Origin of the sequence: Promicromonospora sp. NPDC057488, assembly GCF_042802395.1 — a bacterium.
Lineage (GTDB): Bacteria > Actinomycetota > Actinomycetes > Actinomycetales > Cellulomonadaceae > Promicromonospora.
In genome coordinates this window covers 1-4,567 of record NZ_JBHVEG010000290.1, presented here as the reverse complement: position 1 = coordinate 4,567, position 4,567 = coordinate 1, and the positions used below count along the sequence as shown (strand labels likewise).

Sequence of the window (4,567 nt, the reverse complement as noted above, 5' to 3'; positions counted from 1 at the left end):
GATCGGTCCATCAGTGGACCGATCTCAACGCAACCGACCGAAGTCAGTGCCCGGGCGACCCGGCCGGTGTCAGCTCAGGGGCTGGCGGTCCGCCCAGTCGGCAAGCGTCGTGCGCGGGCCCGTGAAGAACGGGATCTCGTCGCGCACGTGCCGGCGGGCCTCGGTGGCGCGCAGGTCGCGCATCAGGTCGACGATGCGGTGCAGCTCGTCCGCCTCGAACGCGAGGATCCACTCGTAGTCACCGAGCGCGAACGCGGAGACGGTGTTGGCCCGGACGTCCTTATAGGGCGCGGCCGCCATGCCGTGGTCGCGCAGCATGGTGCGGCGCTCCTCGTCGGGCAGCAGGTACCAGTCGTAGGACCGCACGAACGGGTAGACCGACAGGTAGTCGCGCGGCGCCTCGCCGGCGAGGAACGCGGGCACGTGCCCGCGGTTGAACTCGGCCGGGCGGTGCAGCGCCGCGACCGACCACACGGGCTCCAGGGAGCGGCCCAGCTCGGACGCGCGCAGCCGCTGGTAGGCGCCCTGCACGGACTCGATCGAGGGGCCGTGGGTCCAGAGCATGAGGTCGGCGTCGGAGCGCAGGCCACCCACGTCGTACCAGCCGCGGACGACGAGGTCGCCCTCGGTCGCGGCCGGGTCGGCGCCGCCGCCGACGGCGGACTCGGCCTCGGCCACGACGGCCTTGCGCTCGTCGGCGTCGGCCGGGAGCGTCTCGGTCACGGAGAAGACCGAGAACATCGTGTAGCGGATGCCCTCGTTGATCGCGGCGGTGTCGATCTCGGCACCGGTGTCCCCGTGCACGTGCGTGTCGTTCATGTCTGCCTCTCAGTCAGGGGTGCGGGCGGGCCGCGGACCTCAGGAGCTCAGGTCCGTGCTGCACAGCGCCGGGATGCCGCTCGGCTCGCCGTCCCGCCGCAGGCAGCAGCCCGGGGCGCAGACCGAGCGGAGCGCCGGGAGCGACCCCACGGTCGCCTCGGTGACCGGCTCGTCGCGGGCCAGGGCCGCCCGCTCCAGGAGCAGGTCGACGAGCCCGCGGACGAACGGCTCCCGCGTGCCGACAGTACCGGCTCGCACGGCGGTGATGCCGAGGCCCTTGGCCGTGGCCAGCGCCTCGGTGTCGAGGTCGTAGGCGACCTCCATGTGGTCGGAGATGAAGCCGATCGGCGACAGCACCACGTCGCGGACGCCCTCGCCCGCGAGGGCCTCCAGGTGGTCGTTGACGTCCGGCTCCAGCCACGGCTGGCTGGGCGGGCCGGAGCGCGAGCAGTAGGCCAGGTCCCAGGGCACCTCGTGCCCGAGCCGCTCGGCCGCCCGCGCCGCCACGACCCGCGCGAGGTCCAGGTGCTGCTCGGAGTAGGTCGCGTGCGAGACGCGCGACGCCGCCTCCATGGTGTCCGGGATCGAGTGCGTGACGAAGACGAGCTTCGCGGCCGCGCCCGACCCGCCGTTCGCCTCGAGCTCGGCGTAGGCCTCGACGACGGCGTCGACGTTGGCCTCCGCGAAGCCCGGGTGGTTGAAGTAGGAGCGCACCTTGTCGAACTGCACGCCCGTCGACCTGTCGGGGCCGAGCTGTCCGCGCTTGTCCAGCGTGATCGCGAGGTCCTCGCGGTACTGGCGGCAGCCGGAGTACGAGGAGTAGGCGCTGGTCACGAGCGCGACGGCGCGCTTGGCCCCCAGCTCCTCCAGCTCGTCGACCGCGTCGGTGGTGTACGGCGCCCAGTTGCGGTTGCCCCACACGACCGGGAGGTCCAGGCCGCGGGCGGCGAGCTCGGCCTCGAGCGCCGCCTTCAGCGCGAGGTTCTGCTCGTTGATGGGGCTCTTGCCGCCGAACCCGTAGTAGTGCTCGCCCACCTCTTCGAGCCGCTCGTCCGGGATGCCCTTGCCCGCGGTCACGTTGCGCAGGAACGGCACCACGTCCTCGGGCTTGTTCGGGCCACCGAAGGAGTAGAGCAGGAGGGCGTCGTACGGCGCGGCGTCGTGCGCCGCAGGCAGGGGGGAAATCGCGGGCATGCGCACATCCTTCCACCGTCCGGCGGACGGGACCGACCGGAGAGGGCGGAACGGGACGTGACATCGAACCGACGCCCTGTCAGAACCTCTCTGGTGTCAGACGTACAGGTCCCGGGAGGGACCTGTACGTCTGACACGTCAGAGGCGGGCGTGCGCGTTGCCCTCTCGGAGGCGCTCGCGCAGGCCCGGTAGGGCGTCCAGCAGGATCTGCGGTGCCGGGCTGCGGGTCACCATCGAGAGCGTGATGCGCCCGCGGGCCGGTGCGGGCACGGTGCGGTCGCCGGGCGCGGCGTACCAGCGCGCCACCATGTCGGGTATGACGACGGCGCAGCGCCGCTCGCGCGCGGTCCGGACGGCGGCCTCCGCCGTGGCCCCGGGACGGGCCTGCGCGCCGAGCTCCGTCAGCCGTCGGTGCAGCGCGTCGGCGCTGAGGTCGAGCGGGCAGTAGACGACGGTCTGCCCCGTGTAGGGACGCCGACCGGTGCCGGGCGCGGGGGCGCCCGCGGGCAGGAGCGTGACCAGGTCGTGCCGCCCGACCTCGGTGACCACGAGGCCGCGCGGGATCGGCACCTGCCGGGCGATGCCCGTGAACGCGGCGTCCAGCGCGCCCCGCTCGACGCGCTCCAGCAGCCGGGGGCCGTGGTCCACCTCCGGCTGCACCACGACGTCGTCGAGCAGCACGTCGAGCGCGGCGAACAGCGTGCCCGCGAGGCTCGGGAAGGCCCCGACGGAGACCGTGCGCGACTGCGCCGCCGACAGCGTGCGCTCGACGATCGACCCCAGGTGGTCCAGCACGTGCGCGGCCTGGTCGCAGAACTCCCGCCCGGCCGCGGTCGGCCGCGCGCCCGTGGTGTCGCGGTCGAAGAGGCTGGTGCCCACGCGCCGCTCCAGCGCGGCCAGCCGCTGGCTGGCCGACGGCTGGCTGACCAGCAGCTCACGGGCGGCCGCGCCCAGCGACCCGTGCCGCGCGACGGCCTCGACCAGGCGGAGGTCCTCGACCGTGGGATATGAGCTCATAGCGTGAGCCTATGCCTGCTCATGCCGGCCGGCCGTCTACCGGCGGGCGGCCGACCGCCGCAGGATGGCGCCGTGCGCAATCCTCATCTCGTCACGCTGACCGCGACGACCTTCGTCACCTGGACCGGCCAGCGCATCACCGCCGTCGCGCTGCCCCTGGTCGCGCTCGACCAGACCGGCGACGCCTGGACCACCGGTCTGGTCGGCGGGTTCGCCGGCCTGCCGCTGCTCACCTCCGGGTGGTGGGGGCGGCGGCTGCGCGGGCACCTGGTCTCGGGCCGCGCCCTGGCCGCGGTGCTCGCGGTGCAGGTGCTCGGGCTCGTGCTCGTCCCGGTCGCGGCGGCGACCATCGGTGTCGGCGCGGTGGTGCTGTGCGCGACGGGCCTGGTCACGGGGGCGACGTCGGCCCTGCTCTCACCGGCGCAGCGGGCGCTGACCGCGGACCTGGCCGAGCTGCCCGGCAACGGGCCCGGCGTCGGCGCGAAGGCGCTGGCCTGGCAGGACCTCGCGCACCGCGCCTCCATGATCTTCGCCCCCGCGCTCGGGGCATGGCTGCTGGTGGCCTGGGGCGCGGAGCCGCTGCTGTGGTGGGAGGCGGCAGCGGTCGGGCTGGCCGCCGCGGCGATGCTGACCGTGCCGGCGGTCCGGGCGAGCGACGGGCGGGCCGCCTCGCCGGCCGAGCCGGTCGGGACCGGGCCGGGTCTCGACGAGCTCGACCAGCGGGAGGAGCGCGTCCGGCCGGAACGGGTCGACCAGCGGGACGAGGGCGGGCGGCGGGAACCGGAGGGCCGGCGGGAGGAACAGGCTCCCGACCTGCGCTCGGTGCTGCGCGGCGAGCCGGAGCTGGGCGTCGGCCTGGCGCTGGCGGGCGTCGGCGGCGTCACGTGGTTCGCGTTCGCGCTGGGCCTGGCCCTGCTCGGGGTCGAGCTCGACCGCCCGGGCGAGCTGATCGCCGCGGGCATGGCGGGGTACGGCGCCGCGACCGTCGGCGTCTCGTTCGTCGTGCCGCTGGTGGTGCACCGGGTGCCGCGCATCCCCGCGATCGTGGCCTCGTGGGTGGTCTTCGGGCTCGCGTACCTGGCGCTGCCGGCGGCCGCGCCCGACCTGCTCGCCGTCGGCGTCGTCTCGGCCGTGGGCGGCCTGGCAATGCCGTTCGGCATCGCGGCGCTCAACGCGCTGATCGTGGAGCGGACCACGGGCGCGGCCCGGCGGACGGCGTTCACCGCGGAGACCGTGCTGCACGCGGGCGGCGCCTCGCTGGGGCTGCTGGCGGGCGGCGCGCTGATCGGCGCGTTCGGGGCGGGGCCGGTGCTGGTCGTCACCGGCGGGTTCCAGGTGCTCGCGTGCGTGGCAGCGGTGATCTGGCTGCGGGCCCGACGGTCGCCCACCCGGGTGTCGTCGCCGGTGAGCGCGAACGACCTGGCCGCCTGAGCCCGGGGCCGACGGCGGTAGGCGCGCGGAGTCGGCACTCTGCCCAGGCGGTCGGCAGTTTGCATCGAGGTCGGCACAGGCCTGTGCCGACCTCGATGCAGAGTGC

General features: G+C 74.9%; 4 protein-coding genes. 1 reads left to right on the top strand and 3 read right to left on the bottom strand.

What is annotated here, in order from left to right:
• Positions 1–69 precede the first annotated feature (69 nt).
• From hemQ to ACFU5G_RS29210, 3 genes are all read right to left on the bottom strand, one after another.
• Positions 70–819 (bottom strand): hydrogen peroxide-dependent heme synthase, encoded by a 750-nt coding sequence (gene hemQ, locus ACFU5G_RS29220; protein ID WP_377252528.1) that lies wholly within the window; start codon positions 817–819, stop codon positions 70–72.
• 39 nt (positions 820–858) lie between these two features.
• Entirely contained in the window at positions 859–2,013 is a 1,155-nt protein-coding gene (locus ACFU5G_RS29215; protein WP_377252526.1) for a ferrochelatase, read from the bottom strand.
• Between the two features lie 138 nt (positions 2,014–2,151).
• Positions 2,152–3,030, bottom strand: coding sequence for a LysR family transcriptional regulator (locus ACFU5G_RS29210; protein WP_377252524.1), 879 nt, complete (start codon positions 3,028–3,030; stop codon positions 2,152–2,154).
• A 72-nt stretch (positions 3,031–3,102) separates the two neighbouring features.
• Between ACFU5G_RS29210 and ACFU5G_RS29205 the strand changes: the two genes are divergently transcribed.
• The gene (locus ACFU5G_RS29205) at positions 3,103–4,461 is read left to right on the top strand and encodes an MFS transporter (RefSeq protein WP_377252522.1); all 1,359 of its coding nucleotides are present in this window, start codon (positions 3,103–3,105) and stop codon (positions 4,459–4,461) included.
• Positions 4,462–4,567 lie beyond the last annotated feature (106 nt).

Bases quoted from the DNA above. Each gene is read 5' to 3' on its own strand.
- hemQ (WP_377252528.1), bottom strand. From the start codon at position 819: ATGAACGACACGCACGTGCACGGGGACACCGGTGCCGAGATCGACACC.
- ACFU5G_RS29215 (WP_377252526.1), bottom strand. From the start codon at position 2,013: ATGCCCGCGATTTCCCCCCTGCCTGCGGCGCACGACGCCGCGCCGTAC.
- ACFU5G_RS29210 (WP_377252524.1), bottom strand. From the start codon at position 3,030: ATGAGCTCATATCCCACGGTCGAGGACCTCCGCCTGGTCGAGGCCGTC.